Consider the following 16,935-nt stretch of genomic DNA (forward strand, 5'->3'; position numbering starts at 1 on the left):
AAAAACATAAACGCTATGAATACGTATTTTGCAGAGTCTGAACTCATCATCAACGGCGACGGCTCCATCTTCCATCTCCACCTCAAACCCGAACAGCTGGCCGACAAAGTGATTCTGGTAGGCGATCCCGGACGGGTGGCCTTGGTCGCCTCACATTTTGAAACCAAGGAGTGCGAGGTGAGCAATCGCGAGTTCCTAACCATCACCGGCACTTATCATGGCAAGCGTATCACGGTGCAAAGTACGGGCATTGGCTGCGACAACATCGACATTGTGCTCAACGAGATGGATGCACTGGCCAATATCGACTTCCAGACACGCACGTCCAAGCCACAGCTGCGGTCGCTCGAGTTTGTACGCATTGGCACCTGCGGGGGACTGCAACCCGATGTGCCGACAGGAACCTACGTGGCAACGGTCAAAAGTATAGGATTCGACGGGCTTCTGAATTTCTATGCTGGTAGAGATAAGGTTTGTGATCTTTCGTTGGAGCAATCCTTTAAGGAGCATGTGAAATGGCAGGACAAGATGGGCAATCCCTACGTGTCCGTCTCTGATACAGGACTGCTCGACCGAATTGCCGACAAGGACATGGTTCGCGGATATACCATTGCCTGTGGCGGTTTCTTCGGTCCTCAAGGGCGTCAGCTCCGTGTGCCGTTGGCCGACCCGAAGCTGAACGAGAAGATAGAGAGTTTTGATTACGACGGCTTTCACATCACAAACTTTGAGATGGAGTCGAGTGCCGTGGCCGGACTCTCTTCGCTCATGGGGCACAAAGCACTTACGGTGTGCATGGTCATTGCCAATCGCGTGGCCAAGAAAGCTGAGAGCAATTACAAGAACGACATTGACGGCCTCATCACCACCGTACTCGACCGCATCTAATCACTCCTTTGCATGATAAACAGTGATACCATCGTAGCACTGGCTACACCTGCGGGCGGTGCCATTGGCGTGTTGCGCCTCAGCGGCCCCGATGCCCTTACGGTCACCGGTCGGCTCTTCTCCCCTATCAAGGCAGGTTCAACCGGAGACGGTGCCCATCAGTTTGACCATGCCCGGCCCAACAGTCTGCACTACGGACACCTTCATACGCTGGATGGCGAGGACATCGACGACGTAATGGTCTGCATCTATCGTGCCCCGCACAGCTATACCGGCGAAGACTGTACGGAGATTAGCTGCCATGGATCGGCCTATGTCCTCCATGAGGCCATTAAGGCCTGCATCGATGCCGGAGCACGGCAGGCCACTCCTGGAGAATATACCCAGCGGGCGTATCTTAATGGCAAGATGGACTTGTCTCAAGCCGAAGCTGTGGCCGATTTGGTATCGGCAACCAATCGGGCAACGCATAAGATGGCGCTTAGCCAGCTGAAAGGACATTTCAGCAGCGAGCTCTCCCTCCTGCGCGAGCAACTGCTCAAGATCACGAGCCTCCTGGAGCTAGAGCTCGATTTCAGTGACCATGAAGAACTCGAGTTTGCCAATCGGGATGAACTCGAGACTCTTGCTGTCAGAATAGACCATCGGATAACGACCCTTGCCCGCTCTTTTGAGACCGGCAATGCGCTGAAGCAGGGTATTCCGGTGGCAATCGTGGGAAAGACCAATGTGGGAAAGTCGACCCTGCTCAATCGGTTGCTTCATGAGGAACGGGCTATCGTCAGCGACATCCACGGCACAACGCGCGACGTCATAGAAGATTCGATGACCATTCAGGGTATTCCTTTCCGATTCATTGATACGGCTGGCATCCGCACCACCTGCGACAAGATAGAGCAATTGGGCATAGCACGCACCTATCAGAAACTTGACGAGGCCACCATTGTACTTTGGCTCACAGATGCCACTCCCACTCCCGAAGAAATGGCCGACATGCAACGGCGCACTCATGACAAGCACCTTATCATGGTGCGAACCAAAATCGACCTGCACTCCCCTACCCCGGAAACAACCAACGCTACCACTTCCGTTCATTCTCTCTCTGCAAATAAGCCTGGAGCGACTATTTATATTTCTGCAAAACTTGGATTAGGGCTCGACACTCTTGAATCGGCTTTACTCCAGGCTGCCGACATCCCCGATATTAACGAAAGTAGCGTTATCATTACAAGTGCCCGCCATTACGAGGCTCTTTCTCGTGCACACGATAACCTGTCTCGTGTGCTTCAAGGCATGCGCTCGAATTTCCCTACTGACCTGATTGCCGAAGACCTCCGTCTCGTCCTCGACGACCTTGCAGATATAACCGGTCGGGGCCGCATCACTCCCCAGGAAACCCTCCACAATATATTTTCTCACTTTTGCATCGGAAAGTAGATTCTGCGTGGGAAAGTGAATTTTTGCAAAGAAAAGCATACCATCTGCAAATATAGCTCATAATTAACTTAATTTCAAGCACTAAGAATTATTACCATATTTGCAGATTTTTGCTTTTTAACTTCCATATTTGCCGTTTTTCGCTCAATTTGTCCCCCATCTGTCCGCCGAGATTACACTTTTTCTTCGAGGGACAGAAAGATTTTATGGGTGGTGATTTGCATTTTCAACTCATTACTATGAAAGATAGATATTCCAACTAATACAATGTAAGGCACCACCTTCTTTTGCTATCTCAGCCATTTCTATTTGCTCAATATTACAATCAGGAAAAGCTGCTTGAATATATTGTTGGGCTATAGCATCCTCTTCAATATCGAATTTTGGCATAATGATGTTTTTGCCAACCTGAAGAAAGTTGATATATGCCCAGTTGAGATCATAACAAGGCTTACCAACTTTGCCCTTGAAACACATTTCTGTTACTTCAAAGCCATAATTTTCAAGAATCCGACGGATTGATGCTGCTTCATTAGGAAAGCAATCCCCATGATTACTCATTAATATGCGATTATCACCACACCATTTGATGAATCCATCTGAATGTCCATAAACATCGTCTTCATGTGAAGTCCAGGGAATATTGATAACAGGATGACCAAGCTCTGATTCCAATAAAGCCTTAAAATCTGCATCATCTTTCTTTTTCCTGTTTTCTGAATACACCTTATCTGTCATCACGATATATGGACCGCAGGGCACCATATTACCGCCATCTATGATCAAATTGGTAGAACGACAACTTATTCCCATACCATGTAACACTTTGGTAGCATCAGTAATTGTCTCAATTTCTTTTTTATTCTTGCTCTTCACAAGATAATCAGGATAATAGCGATACTTCAAGAACTCATTTTCGCCCAATTGAATCGGCATATAATCGCGAGTCCAATAATCATTTGTTGATTTCAGTTCTTTGGACTCAATTCCCATTTCATCAAGCACATCCTTCAGACGCTTATAAAACTCTGGATGTCCTTCTTTCTTGTCTTTTAACCAAGGAGAGAAATACACGAGGTTTGTATCTTTATCGTGCATTAATGTATCACAACGCACATATCTATAACGTCTATCCACAAATCTCGAAACATCTCTATATAGACATTTCCTCTCAGAAACTTCATGAAATTCTTCAAGAATATAATCAACCTTACCCTCTACTGTTTGTTTGGACGTAAGTAGATTGATACGAGGTTCACGAATATAGCCCACCATACCATTATCATGCTCCACAAGAATAGGCAAATCCTTGTCAATGATAATAGCATCATAGCACCTAAACAATTCAGCACAAGCCCATGGTCCATTTAGGACTTCACAACCATCTTCACTTATTAGTTGACGAATGAGGATGCCACCAAAGTATGCGCTATCATCCAACACACACTTTTCGACAATCTTTCCCTTACTATTTGGCCTAGACTCACGCTTGATACTACTGGAAAAATTTAAATCAATTCCTCCAAAGTCGTTTACATACCAACATAATGGTTTGGATACACGTGAATGGGTGATAATATCGCGATGATTCTTATTGTAGAAGTAAAACTCAATCTCTTTAAAGAGGTATATGGTATTTCCCTTTTGAATAGCAAAACAATTAAACAGCATCTTTGCTATTTGTTCAAAACGCTCTTCGATGTCAGATGTATTCATGTTGACATCAAGAGTCATTAATTGTCGGAGTCGTTCTATCATTTGTATATTATCATAATCATTGTGATACATTAATCAATTCCCAAATACACTTTCTTGTACCAATTTGACCAATCAGGCAAATAATCAATTGCCACATCCACAAGCGCATTTGATTTGAAGTCATAGAACTTGGGAGAGTTATTTGTTAGTGCCCGATATTCATTCATAGTCTTGTCAAGAAAAGAATTATCTGGATGAGAAACAACCGAGAAATAGACTTCTTCAAATACACCTCGATTCTCAAGGTCCAAAGCAAGCATTTGATTTCTCCAAAGTTGATTCATACCGCCTCTAAACGGGCAGCCTTTGCCTTCAAATTTACCACAGAAGAATGAAGATAGGGCATCCATAATATTCCAATAGAAGTAACCGCAATGCTTGTGGTAATAACACTTATCATGGTTTCCCAAAATTTCTTCAATACCACAAGAAATGCAATATGTCTTCTCTGAGTGAGAAATTGCCTTTGAACGGTAGCCTCCACAAGTCGTAAATTCCTGCTCTGTTAACTTGTGCTCTATCAGCCAAAGGCACAGTTTATCGTTTTTGTTGCAATATGCAATGGCAACATCTGAGTCTGTACCAGCATGAGGACTATGGTCTCCAAGAAGCCCTTTTGCTCCTTCTAGTGTTGACTCCCAATACTCAAAGCAATATCCTTTGCGAAGCTGATTTCTGTCAATATGGTCAAAATCTTTAGGTACAACTCCTGCCCCTATAAGTATTTGGTCTGCATACTCACTTTCCAAGATTGGCACAAATAGGTTGATACATGCAGTTTGAGAACTTGCCACATGTACAGAAGCTGCAAGGTGAGCCTTATATGCAAACTTGCTTGCTTGAATGTCTTTCACTGTTTCTTTAATACCGTCATAAAGCATAACAGGTATTTGGGCATCACAATATGGCTTTGGTAATAAACAATCGTGTTCAACTCCACGTGCTGAAGTGCCTTTATCATTTATATTAAGGTTTTCCTTCTTGTATTTAATCAGGTATGAATAAACCTTCTGTTGAAAATCTTTGTATGACATAAGTAGTGGGCTGTTAATTATTGAGATTGAAATTAAAGAGATTTCTTAGTTTATCTGCTTCCATATGCAACTTCTGTGGATTCTGTTTGGCGAGTTTCTTCAAATTGAGAAGTTTCCATTGCACAGATGGATAATTCTTGAAGTATTCAAACTCATATCCATCCCATTCGGGCTGCCCTGATTCGAAACTGATAAGGAACCTCTTATCCGCTTCTGACATCATCGACTTGACATCATTTATGAGTTTTGCACGAGTTTCTTCAAACTCCTCGTATGTAAAAGGAATATCCGTCATACCTGCAAACTGGTTTTCCATTGCTTCTCGCTGGTCAATCAGGCGTGGAGCAAATGACTCATGAATCGGTCTGTCGCTACCAAGTAAGCAGAAGACAAGTCCCTCGCGGCAATCGCTCAAAAGAATATCCATATACTTTACATCAAACAAGTCACGAGGATGTTGGCGCGAAAGTGCTGCTGCAATCTTGCCACCATATAATTGAGTTAGGGGCACAACTTTTGCCTTACAAAAGAGAGAAAACTCTTCCTGTGCCTTCTCGCTCAGTGGTATTGTTTGAACATCACCACCTATAATTTCTCTCTTGGTTTGATTAACCTCTATCTTCACCTGCTTACCTCGATATTCGCACAACAGTTTGCAGGTACTGAAGTTTAGAACGATGTGCATTCCTTTGAATGCTTTCTTTGCCTTATCTGCGATAGCCTTCAGATGAATATTGATATCATCCAAACTTGTCTGACGGTCAGCCAATGGAATATAGGTCAGATCAATATCTACAGAATAACGTGGCAAATCTTTCAAGAAAAGATTGATGGCTGTACCACCATGTATTGCAAACACACTTTCTTCCATCACAATCGGAATGAGACGGAGCAACAGTTCTACCTTCTGAGCATAAACACTTGATCTTATATCATTCATATTCTGCAAGTTCTTTTGAGATTGTCATATTATACTTATTGATGTACTTTCCTGTAGGCGTGATCATAAATCTGGATGTACCCAAATTGATATTCTCCAGTTTCAAAGCCTTATACCAGGCGTGGCCAGCCTTTTCTGCCATATAGAGGAACAGTCGTATCACTTTCTGAGACGTGCAGGCCTCCAGTAATGTCTGAATCAACTTGGGACGCAATGTTGTCAAGCCCTCCATGACATAATAGATATCGAGCAAAGATGAAGATGCATCCGGCAAGTTCAAACACTCCAATATGGCACGCTCTGGAGATGACACAAGCAAATCATGTTGATTGATAGTCATGGTTTCTACCCCCAACAGCTCATCACCCAGAAAAGAGGTAGTCATGTATTTTATAGTCATATTCCACTCCTCTTTTAGTAACCATGAAGGCAACTTATTGCTTTTGTCAGTAAATAGATAAGCCTTAGGCTTCCCCATTGACAAGTAATGGGAGTATCCTCGAAGTTCCAATGCCGTATATGCACCTACATTACAACTCTTACTAAGTTGCGTGTTGTATGACGATATAGTAGCAAATAGGCTTGGTTCTGTTCCGTGTATCTTATAAACCCCTTTCGATATCCGGTCAAGCCATCCACTTTTCATATAAGCATACTGACCACGAGCATCCAAGCCTTGACTTGAAAGCCACGAACCAAATAAGACTGCTTCATTGGGTGCCGTCTCTAATATTTGCTGTATTTTTGTTGCCATCTTCGTTTATTTTATGAATACCAGCCTAAATTTGTTGCAAAAATACTCTTTTTATTTTGTCTTACCAAACATTTCCCTCAAATATTGTTGATTTTTATATAAATTTATCTTCATATTCGTATTTTTATAGAATTTGAAAGCAAAAAGCAAGCATAAATCTATAAAATGAATTACAATTTCCTATCAAAAGAAAGAGAGATCGATAACTCGGATCAATATATGAGCACGGTTTAGTTTATTCCCATATTATATATCTATAAACTAAACCTTAATGCAAGAATGTGCAAAAATCTGCGTTAAAAAGTGTAAACATGCAAAGAACTGGAAAATCGATTTTGCAGATGTTTGCATTTTCTTTTTTTGACGGCAGTCATATTTGCAGATTTTTGCCTATTTTGCGTCCCCCCACCGTCCCTCGGAGTCACTTTAGACACCCTAAAACAAAGGTGTTTGTGCTGATTATCAGCTACTTATATTTACAGATAGTAACTTCTGCATTGGTAAATAGCCTGATTATCAACAACTTACACTAACTACCACCAACTATCTGAAAGCCACCCACTTAGGGTGGTTTTCTGCGTTTTAACACTTCGTGGTCAGTATTTGTTATTACCAGTTATTCTTATTATTTTTGGCCCAAAATTCGTTCGCAACCCTCCAATATCTGTCACACGAATGACTCACGAGACAATAGAGGACACGAATATGAGAAAGTCAATCGACCTCATAAAACTCGCGATTCTATAGAAGACACTATGAGTGAGAATACGTGAGAAAACGTGAGACGAAAAATAGAAATAAATGGCGACCTGAAATATGAGAATAATTAAGCAGTGTAGGTGCTGTGGAAAGGAATTCATAGCTACCAAAATGACATCGCTGTACTGCAGCAATGCATGTAATCATAAGGTACAGCATCAAAAAGAATCGGTAAAAAAGCGTTCTGCAAGAGAAACTAGTTGGAAACAAGAAAATCAAGATCAGGATTTTAACACTTCCCAACAGTTACGGCTTCTTAAAGTTGTAGACCTTCAGACGATTCTTAAAGTAAGCCATGCAACTGTTTATAGACTATTTGCCAAGGGCATCATCAAGGCTGTGCAGATAGGAAATTGTACGTATGTAAGACAAGAAGATTTAGAGTACTTCTTTGAATCAAATGATCCGTACAAGAAAAGACAGTATCGACGTAAGTGTGACATTGAGGGTGATTTCTATACAGTGAAGCAGATTACGGAGAAATTCCATATCTGTAAGAAAGCTGTTTTACGCCGTTGTGAGGTGCATAATATCACCAAACATTACGAGGGTCGTAATATCTTCTTTAACCGAAAAGCGGTTGATAAAAACTTTGTTGAACTTATTGAAGAGATTGACCTCGACAATTACTATACCGTGCAGCAATTGATGGAAAAACTGCATATGACAAAACAAAATGTTCTTTCCTTTGTATATCACAACAACATTCCTCGTGTTACTCGTGGACGTTCGGTATTCTATTCAAAGGTTCATATAGACAGTTATAAGCGTTTGGGTGACGATGTTGATCCGAACTGGTACACCTATGCTGAACTGATTGAGAAATATGGACTCACAAAGGACAGGATTTCCTATTTTATAAAACACGAGAAACTTCATACAGAGAAGCGTGGTAAGTTTACCATGATCTCAAGGAGCGAGTTTGATAAAAAGGTGTTGAACGGACGATTCAAGGATGCTGAGCGAGATGAAAACGGCAATGTGATCTTTATTGGAAGCACTCCCCCTACTCCTAAGGAGGAACCAAGAGAGACTCCAGAAAGTCCAGAAGGCTATTATTCGGCAGAAGAACTGTCTGAAAAGTACAAGACAACAAGAAAGCGTGTTCTTGAACTTGGTAGAGAGCATAAATTGCCGGCAATAGAAATCAAAGGCTGGAAGTACTTTGAGAAAGAAGCTGCTGATAACTTCTTTGGTAATCGTAAATGCGCTGATGGCATAAAAGAATGGATGACACCTGAAGAAGTACAGAAAGAATATGGTATGACACCTGATGCACGTCGTTCGTTTGTCCATCGCCACAAAATCCCAACGAAAACCGAGTTTGGTAAGCTGTTCTATTCAAAGGATCATATTGACCAGGTAAAAGGACTCTGCTTTGATGACAGAGAAAAGTATTACTCAGTTGGCGAAGCTATGAGTGCATTCAACATGAGTAAAGACAGGGTGTTCTACTATACGAAGCAATACAAGGTTTCAAAGATCCATCAAGGGCAGTATGTCTTCATTCTTAAAGAAGAGTTCGATGCGCTCATGAAGAAAATAGCTAAGAAATACGAGTTACCTATGAAATAGTACTGATTATTGTTGATTATTTGGTAATTACTGATGTCAGCTTAATATCATCATAGAACTTTGTACCCCAATATTATAATAACAAATAAAAACTCACAATTATGCAGTGTTGTAAATCAGTCAATTTACGTTCACGTGATAAACGGAACGGATTGAAATCTCTCTTCCTTGAGTTTTACCCAGGATACAGAGATCCAGAGACAATGGAACTTAGGCGTCGTCGTGCGCTTGGTATGTATATCTATGCTCAGCCGCAGACTGCAGCAGAAAAGGAATACAACCGTCAGATTATGGAAAAAGCAGAGACTATTCGCATCCAAGTTTATCTTGAAGTGCTGAATGAGCGTTATGGTTTCTTTTCCAAAGACAAGATGAAGGAGAGTTTCCTGCCCTATTTCGAGGAGCAGCTTAGAAAAACCAATACTAAGTCTTTGTCGTCTTATGGAAAAGCCACTCTACTTTGACCCCTTTGGCCAAACAGGATTGCTCACCTTGGCCATAATATGATTGACCCTTTTGGCCAAAATAACATTAACCACTTAGTACAAGTGTTGTTAGAGTTTTTTTATGTAGATTTGGGAACCCGAGTCCTGGTGTAAGGGGTAATAATAAAATCTATGCAAATGAACAAGAGAATCAAGAACATTTTAAGATGTTATGCGGCAGGGATGGGTATCAAGGAAACGGCATCCACGTTCCATACTTCCCGTAACACTGTCCGCAAGTATGTCCGCCTGTTCCTTTCAAGTGGGAAAAGCATCGATCAGCTTCTCTCCCTTTCCGAGGAGCAGTTGCATGAGATGTTTGTCGGTACGGAATCCCGACGTCGGTAGCCTTCTTCCAAAAGGATTGAATTGGAGGCTTTGCTTCCCGGATATGTATCCCGCCTGACACGCAAAGGGATGAGTGTCAGAAAACTGTTTAAGGAGTATCATGCTGAATATCCTGACGGTCTTCAGCTGTCTTCCTTCAAGCGGGCAGTCCGCCAGTACAAGTTCCACATCAAGGTCGTCGGCCATGTCGAGCACTATGCCGCAGACCAGATGTATGTTGATTTTGCCGGTGACAGGCTTGAAGTTGTCGATGAGATGACAGGCGAGACGAAGAAGGCCGAAGTCTTTGTTGCCATCCTTCCGTTCAGTCATTACACCTACTGTGAGGCCGTATGGTCGCAGCGCAAGGAAGACCTGATCAAGGGATGCGAGAATGCCATGCTGTATTTCGAAGGGGCTCCGGCGGCAATAGTCCCCGACAATCTGAAGGCGGCCGTCACCCGAAGCGACCGCAACGAGCCCGTCATCAATGACGATTTCGCCGCTTTTGCCGAGCATTACGGCTGTGCGGTCTATCCCGCCCGTGTACGCCACCCCAAGGACAAGGCCCTTGTTGAAAACGCAGTGAAGCTTCTCTACCGTTCCGTTTACCTGGACATAGAGGGAATGACTTTCTCCAGTCTGGACGATCTCAATGCCGCTATCCATGTTTCCCTGCACGATTTCAATGAAAAGGTGATGGCCGGCCGGGAGGCGTCACGCAAGGAGATGTTCCTGCGCGGTGAGAAGGACTACCTCCGCCCGCTTCCACTGAAACGCTACGTCATGAAAGAGAAAAAGCTGATGACTGTCGGCAGGAACTCCTACGTATCGCTGTTCAAGCACCATTACAGTGTTCCCAAGGAATATGTGGGGAAACGCGTGACGATCCTCTACGATGCCGACACGGTGGAAATCTACTGTGGCATGAACCTTGTCGCCGCCCATGACCGCAGTGACGTCCCCTACGCTTATTCATGGAAAAAGGAGCACTACCTGCCGGGACATTACGGCCCTTATGACAAGGACTTGGAGGAACTCTTCCGGCGTGCCTCGGAAATGGACAACATCGTATTGAACTATCTTCGGGAAGTGGAGCGGCTCATGCAGTATCCTCCAAAAGCGTTCAGAGCCTGCCGGGGCATACTGACGCTGGAGAAAAAGTACGGGCGTGACCGTCTGGTCGCGGCCTGCGCCTGCGCAAACCAGAAGCTACAATACGGGTATCAGGCCTTACGCGAGGTGCTTGAACTGGGAGAAGACGCGGATTTCCTTCCCGATGAGGACGGAAGGGCACAGCCCCTCGGGGCTTCCCCTGCGCCACCGACCCACAAGAACATACGCGGACGTGAATATTACAGAAAAGACAAACAAGAATTATAAAGTTCGGATTTATGGAAACAAACAACAAGACAGCTCCTGTTACAGGACAGCAGGATCAGAATGCCATATCGCTTGATTTGATGAACCGCATGAAGCTGCATGGTATGGCGGAGGCCTTCAGGGAAAGCCTTGCCGGCACCACGCCGCAGGCCATGACGGCGGACACTTTCCTTTCCATGCTTCTTGCACGAGAATGGGACCATCGTGCCCAGGCTGCCATAGCACGGCTTACCAGGAATGCGGCATTCCGTTACAAGGCCTATCTTGAAGATATAGACTATGCCACGAACCGGGGGCTGGAGCGCAATCAGATGGAACGCCTCGCCACCCTGGATTTCGTGAACAAAGGGCAGAACCTTTTCGTCACAGGATCTTCCGGTACGGGAAAAAGCTTTCTGGCATGTGCCCTCGGCCACGAGGCGTGCATAAGGGGATTCCGCACTTTCTATGCCAATGCCCCAAAACTGCTCGGGGCACTGAAAGTGGCCAAAATCAAGGGTACACTCGAGGCAGAACTCAAGAAGATCGAGCGGTGCCAGCTGCTTATCCTTGATGACCTGTTCCTTGTGCATCTTGACGCCAGGGAACGGCCCATACTGCTCGAAATTATCGAAGACAGGCATGAACGGAAATCCATCATCATAACCTCACAGTACCCTGCGTCCAACTGGTATGACATGGTGGGGGACCCGACAATAGCAGATGCCATTCTTGACCGTATCATTCATACGGCGCATACCATAGAATTATATGGCGAAAGCATGCGTAAGTTAAGGGCTAAGAAAAGCCAGAGAATCTAAAAGGGTAAAATAAAATTGACCCCTGCACCAGAACTTTACAAGGGGCAATCATGTTGTGGCCAACAGGAGCAAATTCTACTTGGCCAAAAGGGTCAAAGTAGAGTGGCTTTTCCACGAGCAGAAAAGCAATTAAACAAGATTTCATGTGTCCGTATCTTTTATTCATTATCCAAATGTTACAGGCGGCAAGAGCCCGGCTGCAACTCATGATTTCTGGGGTTTCCCTATCACGATACAACGCCGGGGACGGGAGAGACGCTATTGTTTGACAAAACGGCGGACGCGGATATGTCCGTCAGCCGCTGTCTGCACAAGATATATGCCCGGCGCAAGGTCGGCAATTGAGAGGCTGGCTTGGTTTTGCGCGGCGGCTGGAAAATGTTTGAGCAGCCGGCCGTTGGTGTCGAAGAGCTTCACCCATTGCAGACGACAACCTTGCAGGGTGAGCGTGTTGCCGTCATGGGTCAGATGAAAATCGGGGGCCGTCGTGTTGTCAATGCCGGTGGGCAGCAGCGAGATGTCGAGGAAAGTGTCGTCTTTGCCATACAGCTTTTCCACAGCATAACGCTCTGCCGCGGGATTGTCGATGCCGATGGGGTTCTCTTTGATCAATTCGATCGCGATACGATATTGGCCCTCGGCAAACGAGGCGGGGATGTCGACGGCGAAAGGCAACAGGGTGGTATCAAATCCGCTAAAGGCGGTCTTTTGCTCGCGCCGCACTTCGAGCGCCACGGTTCCGTCGGCATTGAGCAGTTGGAGTTTGGCTTGGCAAGTACGTTCCAGTCCGCTTTTGTTTCTTATGGAGAAGTATATTTTCTCTTCGCTTCCCGGTTTGACATGCCTTACCGAGGGCTGTTCGGCGAATTGGAATCCGGCCGTGAGGAAGTCTTCTTCCACCACGCGCACGCTGCCGTTGCTGATTTCGATCACCATGCGCGGGGCCAACTTCATGCGCCCCCACTCACCCCAGCTGCCGTCTTCCCTCTTGGGCACGCAGATGGGCAGGAGCTGATAATAGCCGTCGCCCAGTCTTGCAGGGTCCGTCAGGCTGACTTTTATCTTCTGGGGAGTGACTATCACGTTGTCTTTCTTCATGTATCCATCGTCGTATTTCCCAAACACCCGATCGGTGAATCCGCCTACAGCGTGGTCGTCTGAGGCGCAGGGGATGAGCATCTTGCCGTTCATGTCGAAGATACCAACGCCGATGTCACCTTTAAAATTGGAGCCTTTATTGATAAAGTAGGCCATCTCTACAGCTGGCATCTCCCCTACGGCGAATGTTTTGGCATGTCCGTCGGGCAGAGTGAGACTGCCCTCCAAGGTAAACCTTAGCTTCGGACTGTCTGCAAGCAGCGAGGGATCTATCTTCTTGCCTGGCTTGTTGGGATGGGTCAGAATGGCAATGAGCCCCACCTTGAACGACAACGGGCGTCCCCCGAACTCACCGCCGCTCTGCGCAACATCGGTAGCCGTGAGCGAAAAGTAGCCGTCACTCTGTCCGCCCCAGCCAAAATTCATATGGAAAAGTCCGTTGCTGTCCATTCCGTCAGTCACCCAAGCGTGTCCGTCTGCCTCAATGGCATAATAGCCCGAAAGGTAAACGGGGAATCCGTCGAGCAGTTCCTGTCGCACGATTTCGGTGAAGCCGGCCGTGCCTTCATCGGCTCTCCTCACGAAAGCGGTGGTGTAATCGAAGTGCTTCTGCCACGCGCTTTCCGCCTGTTCGTTGTAAGCACCGCTCGCACGGTTTGTATATTGCATCCCTGTCGCGATGCCAATGTCGCTCATCAGCAGTGCAACGGCATCTTTCTCTACGTCGGTCGAAGGATGATAATAGTTGTAGATGTTCTTCATATGCCCCCAGTCGTAGTAAGACTGGCTGAAATCGGCATGCTTCACTTGGTTGTCATACACCACGGTATAGCTGTTTTCGCCGCGTCCCTGAACGGGCCACTTGTGGTAGAACATCACCTGCGCCATCGCCGTTGCCACGCATCCGGTGTAGGGATAGCCCGTATTTTTGTTGTATGGAAAAACTTGATCCCACTTGCATGTCAGCAGCGGAGCCACAGCCTTGTAGCCGGGCAGTGCGCGCGTAGAGGGTTGTACAGTGACAGGTTGAGCTGCTTCTGGCTGTTGTTGCAGCTGCGCAAAACGCTCACGATAAGCCTGCAGCAACAGCCTTGCACCGGGATTGGCGTTGAGCGTGTCCAGCTTTCCCGCATCGCTGTAAGCCAGGATTTCGCCCATGGCGTCATCGCCAGAAACCACCACGTAACCCTTGCCGCGTGCATCGTTGAATACATAAAAGGGTTCTGTTGCCGGCCGCCCGTTGCCTCGAGTCCTCGGAACGGCGGTCAGACGGCGGTCAAGTGTAACATATTTCCGTGCGATGTCGAGTGCTTGTCGAGCCGAAACCTGCTTGGCATGGAGCCGCAGAAGGGACGAAAACGCAAGCACCGACAACACAAGTGAGAGTCGGAAAGGAGTCACGAATCGGTTGGACAGACGCGCCTGTCTGTATTTTTGGATATTGTTTTTGTGGTTCATTTTACTGAGATTTTATTTCAATGTCGTTTCCTTTTCTTGCCCGCAACCAGTCTTTCGCCATGTCCCGGACTTGTTTTTTAAGTTTATGATTCGTAATCAGACGGGTACAAAGGTACTAACAAAAAGCGGGAAATCGTCCATTTGCATGGCTGTATGTGGATCAAAGACAGGAAAGAGGAGGTAAGAAGTGGCCAAAATCGAACGGTGAAAGAACATCTGTGGGAGACGCATACCCGGTTTTCGGATTATTTTCGTAAGTTTGCAGACAGAACGGGGGCACGGTGCCCCCGCCACACGATTCACCCCAACAAGAGAAATGAACTCCATTTTCAGAACAGGATTGGCCGCCTTGCTGGCGCTCTCCAGCCAGTGCCTTGCGGTCGCTGAACACACCAACACCTTTGCCGGCAGCGTATTTGCAGCTGCCGGCAGCATGCCATCGGAAAGCGTCGCCAGCGTGAACGGCATCGCTGCGTTCTGTGCACTGCCCGACGGCACCGAGGCCACGCTCTATCTGGCCCCCGACGCCCGGGCCCGTGTCACCTGTGTGGCCGGGGGCCAAGTCTACCTGCGCGATGCGTCGGGAAGCCTTTGCCTGGAGGGCTTGCCGCAGACTTCGGCCATGGCCTACAACCAACACTGGGCCGGATTCCTCACCGGCCGGAAGACCAGCACCGGCAGCATGCCCGTATTCAAGGGCACCGAGCATACCAACCTCACGCGTCTGGCCATGGCCGAGCCCGTGACGGAGCCCAACGTAGAGCCGGTGACCGTCACAGCCGGGGAGCTGTCAGGGCACCTCGCCAACTGGGTGACGGTGCGCGGTCTTGTCTTTCAAGACAGCGAGACGGGCCAGGATGCGACGGGCCGCGTGCACGTCGTCAATGCGCTGAACACGGCCGGTTACGAAACCCCTGCCGCCGGATCGTCGTGGCAAGTCTCGGGCATCGTGGTGGGTACGGCCGCCGGTACCCACCTGCTCTGCCCCATCGCCAACGAGGCCAGAGTTCGCCGCGGCAATCCCGACTGGACGCAACTCACCTCCTATCCGGCCATGACCACGGCCACGGGCATCCGTCCCGCAGCCACCGTGCAGCCGTTGCCCGAGACCGTCTACGACCTCGCCGGCCGGCGCGTCGGCACAGCCCGCATGAACAAGGGTATCTACATTGTCAAAGGAAAGAAGTATGTCTACTAAGCTCAAAAACCTTGCCATCGTACTGATGGCCCTTGCTCTCGGCCCCAAGGCGGCCGCCCAGCATGAGCAAAAAGTGAAAAACGTGGTACTCCGAACCGGCACAACCATTGCCTACGACCGCGATGCACAGGACAGTGCACGCGTCATTCTCACTCCGGAGGGCGACTCGTTGGGCATCAAAGTCTACGTCGGCGCAGGTGTTTCGGAGGATTATCTGTACACCCAAATCAGCCGGGTGGAGTTCTGGCCAACGGCAGAAGTCAGCGACTCGACCAACACCAACCGCAACGATGCAGCCGACTTGGTCCGCAACGGCGAGGGCTGGCGGCTGGAGTTTCCGCGCTTTTACCATGGTACGGACACCACTTTCGAGGTGACGCACCGCACAGATGACTATGGCATCACCTACTCCTTGGAGTGGGACGGCACGAAAAAAGCCAACCGATGGACCTGTTATGAGCTCTACGAGGGCAACATGCAGAAGAACACCAAACGGCAGGACGGATTCGTGGAAGACCCGTCACTCCCGGCTCCCTACCGCACCAAGAGCAGCGACTACACGGGCAGCGGCTACACGCGCGGGCACTTGTGCCCCTCCGGCGACCGCCTCTGCTCGGCCGCTCAAAACAAGCAAACGTTCTACATGAGCAACATGCAACCACAGCTTTCAGCGCACAACAGCGGCGTGTGGGCCATGTTGGAGAGCAAGGTGCGCAACGTGTGGGCCCCGGCAAGCGGCAGTGGCGACACCCTCTACGTGGTAAAAGCGGCCACCATCGACGAGGCCAACATCATGGGTTACACCAAGGCGGGGCTCATCGTGCCCAAGGTGTTCTACATGGCTTTGCTTTATTATGACAAAGCCGCCGACGGCTATCAGGCCATCGGCATCTGGTCGCCCCATGCCGGTGACAGCACTACAGAGTACCTCACCATTGACGAATTGGAGCGGCGCACCGGCATCGACTTCTTCTGCAACCTGCCCGACGGCACCGAAGCCACGGTGCAACGCCGAATAGGCGGCAGGTTCAAATAATGGCG

General features: G+C 47.5%; 12 protein-coding genes and 1 pseudogene. 8 read left to right on the forward strand and 5 right to left on the reverse strand.

Going from position 1 to position 16,935, the window contains the following annotated elements:
• The first annotated feature begins 15 nt into the window (after positions 1–15).
• Both PREDE_RS08110 and mnmE read left to right on the forward strand, forming a co-directional pair.
• Positions 16–888: a nucleoside phosphorylase gene (locus tag PREDE_RS08110; protein ID WP_005846394.1), complete on the forward strand. Its 873-nt coding sequence runs from the start codon at positions 16–18 to the stop codon at positions 886–888.
• 12 nt (positions 889–900) lie between these two features.
• Complete coding sequence (gene mnmE / locus PREDE_RS08115; protein WP_005846396.1) at positions 901–2,325, forward strand: tRNA uridine-5-carboxymethylaminomethyl(34) synthesis GTPase MnmE; 1,425 nt, start codon at positions 901–903, stop codon at positions 2,323–2,325.
• Between the two features lie 237 nt (positions 2,326–2,562).
• On the opposite strand, the gene PREDE_RS08120 is transcribed toward mnmE, so the two are convergent.
• The 4 genes from PREDE_RS08120 to PREDE_RS08135 are packed head-to-tail and all read right to left on the reverse strand — an operon-like array spanning position 2,563 to position 6,811.
• A complete protein-coding gene (locus tag PREDE_RS08120; RefSeq protein WP_005846398.1) occupies positions 2,563–4,113 on the reverse strand; it encodes an agmatine deiminase family protein in 1,551 nt (516 codons plus the stop codon).
• On the reverse strand, positions 4,113–5,117 hold the full coding sequence (locus PREDE_RS08125) for a PGN_0703 family putative restriction endonuclease (RefSeq protein WP_005846399.1): 1,005 nt from the start codon (positions 5,115–5,117) through the stop codon (positions 4,113–4,115). Before PREDE_RS08125 ends, PREDE_RS08120 begins: the two co-directional genes overlap by 1 nt.
• A gap of 13 nt (positions 5,118–5,130) precedes the next feature.
• Positions 5,131–6,057, reverse strand: a complete 927-nt coding sequence (locus PREDE_RS08130) for a nucleotidyl transferase AbiEii/AbiGii toxin family protein (protein ID WP_005846401.1) — start codon at positions 6,055–6,057, stop codon at positions 5,131–5,133.
• Entirely contained in the window at positions 6,050–6,811 is a 762-nt protein-coding gene (locus tag PREDE_RS08135) for a type IV toxin-antitoxin system AbiEi family antitoxin (RefSeq protein ID WP_005846402.1), read from the reverse strand. Before PREDE_RS08135 ends, PREDE_RS08130 begins: the two co-directional genes overlap by 8 nt.
• Before the next feature lie 870 nt (positions 6,812–7,681).
• Here PREDE_RS08135 and PREDE_RS08140 point away from each other — a divergent pair.
• The 4 genes and pseudogenes from PREDE_RS08140 (at position 7,682) to istB (ending at position 12,140) form a co-directional block, all read left to right on the forward strand.
• Entirely contained in the window at positions 7,682–9,145 is a 1,464-nt protein-coding gene (locus tag PREDE_RS08140) for a helix-turn-helix domain-containing protein (protein ID WP_235777515.1), read from the forward strand.
• Between the two features lie 203 nt (positions 9,146–9,348).
• The gene (locus PREDE_RS08145) at positions 9,349–9,609 is read left to right on the forward strand and encodes a hypothetical protein (RefSeq protein ID WP_044127426.1); all 261 of its coding nucleotides are present in this window, start codon (positions 9,349–9,351) and stop codon (positions 9,607–9,609) included.
• A 159-nt stretch (positions 9,610–9,768) separates the two neighbouring features.
• Positions 9,769–11,340 (forward strand): annotated as a pseudogene (istA, locus tag PREDE_RS14060) (IS21 family transposase).
• Positions 11,341–11,351: 11 nt separating this feature from the next.
• Complete coding sequence (istB, locus tag PREDE_RS08155) at positions 11,352–12,140, forward strand: IS21-like element helper ATPase IstB (RefSeq protein ID WP_015310368.1); 789 nt, start codon at positions 11,352–11,354, stop codon at positions 12,138–12,140.
• Between the two features lie 258 nt (positions 12,141–12,398).
• On the opposite strand, the gene PREDE_RS08160 is transcribed toward istB, so the two are convergent.
• Positions 12,399–14,696: a thiol protease/hemagglutinin PrtT gene (locus tag PREDE_RS08160; RefSeq protein WP_005846408.1), complete on the reverse strand. Its 2,298-nt coding sequence runs from the start codon at positions 14,694–14,696 to the stop codon at positions 12,399–12,401.
• A 316-nt stretch (positions 14,697–15,012) separates the two neighbouring features.
• On the opposite strand from PREDE_RS08160, the gene PREDE_RS08165 reads away from it, so the two are divergent.
• Both PREDE_RS08165 and PREDE_RS08170 read left to right on the forward strand, forming a co-directional pair.
• Positions 15,013–15,894 carry a hypothetical protein gene (locus PREDE_RS08165; protein WP_005846411.1) on the forward strand — a complete coding sequence of 294 codons (882 nt, stop codon included), beginning with the start codon at positions 15,013–15,015 and terminating at the stop codon, positions 15,892–15,894.
• Positions 15,884–16,930 (forward strand): DNA/RNA non-specific endonuclease, encoded by a 1,047-nt coding sequence (locus tag PREDE_RS08170; protein WP_005846412.1) that lies wholly within the window; start codon positions 15,884–15,886, stop codon positions 16,928–16,930. Before PREDE_RS08165 ends, PREDE_RS08170 begins: the two co-directional genes overlap by 11 nt.
• Positions 16,931–16,935: the final 5 nt, after the last annotated feature.

The sequence above is a fragment of the Prevotella dentalis DSM 3688 genome, assembly GCF_000242335.1.
Classification (GTDB): Bacteria; Bacteroidota; Bacteroidia; order Bacteroidales; family Bacteroidaceae; genus Prevotella; species Prevotella seregens.

What these genes read in the sequence shown, in the direction of transcription:
- mnmE (WP_005846396.1), top strand. Translation starts at nt 901, where the DNA reads ATGATAAACAGTGATACCATCGTAGCACTGGCTACACCTGCGGGCGGT.
- PREDE_RS08145 (WP_044127426.1), top strand. Translation starts at nt 9,349, where the DNA reads ATGGAACTTAGGCGTCGTCGTGCGCTTGGTATGTATATCTATGCTCAG.
- PREDE_RS08165 (WP_005846411.1), top strand. Translation starts at nt 15,013, where the DNA reads ATGAACTCCATTTTCAGAACAGGATTGGCCGCCTTGCTGGCGCTCTCC.
- PREDE_RS08140 (WP_235777515.1), top strand. Translation starts at nt 7,682, where the DNA reads ATGACATCGCTGTACTGCAGCAATGCATGTAATCATAAGGTACAGCAT.
- istB (WP_015310368.1), top strand. Translation starts at nt 11,352, where the DNA reads ATGGAAACAAACAACAAGACAGCTCCTGTTACAGGACAGCAGGATCAG.
- PREDE_RS08110 (WP_005846394.1), top strand. Translation starts at nt 16, where the DNA reads ATGAATACGTATTTTGCAGAGTCTGAACTCATCATCAACGGCGACGGC.
- PREDE_RS08135 (WP_005846402.1), bottom strand. Translation starts at nt 6,811, where the DNA reads ATGGCAACAAAAATACAGCAAATATTAGAGACGGCACCCAATGAAGCA.
- PREDE_RS08160 (WP_005846408.1), bottom strand. Translation starts at nt 14,696, where the DNA reads ATGAACCACAAAAACAATATCCAAAAATACAGACAGGCGCGTCTGTCC.
- PREDE_RS08120 (WP_005846398.1), bottom strand. Translation starts at nt 4,113, where the DNA reads ATGTATCACAATGATTATGATAATATACAAATGATAGAACGACTCCGA.
- PREDE_RS08125 (WP_005846399.1), bottom strand. Translation starts at nt 5,117, where the DNA reads ATGTCATACAAAGATTTTCAACAGAAGGTTTATTCATACCTGATTAAA.
- PREDE_RS08170 (WP_005846412.1), top strand. Translation starts at nt 15,884, where the DNA reads ATGTCTACTAAGCTCAAAAACCTTGCCATCGTACTGATGGCCCTTGCT.
- PREDE_RS08130 (WP_005846401.1), bottom strand. Translation starts at nt 6,057, where the DNA reads ATGAATGATATAAGATCAAGTGTTTATGCTCAGAAGGTAGAACTGTTG.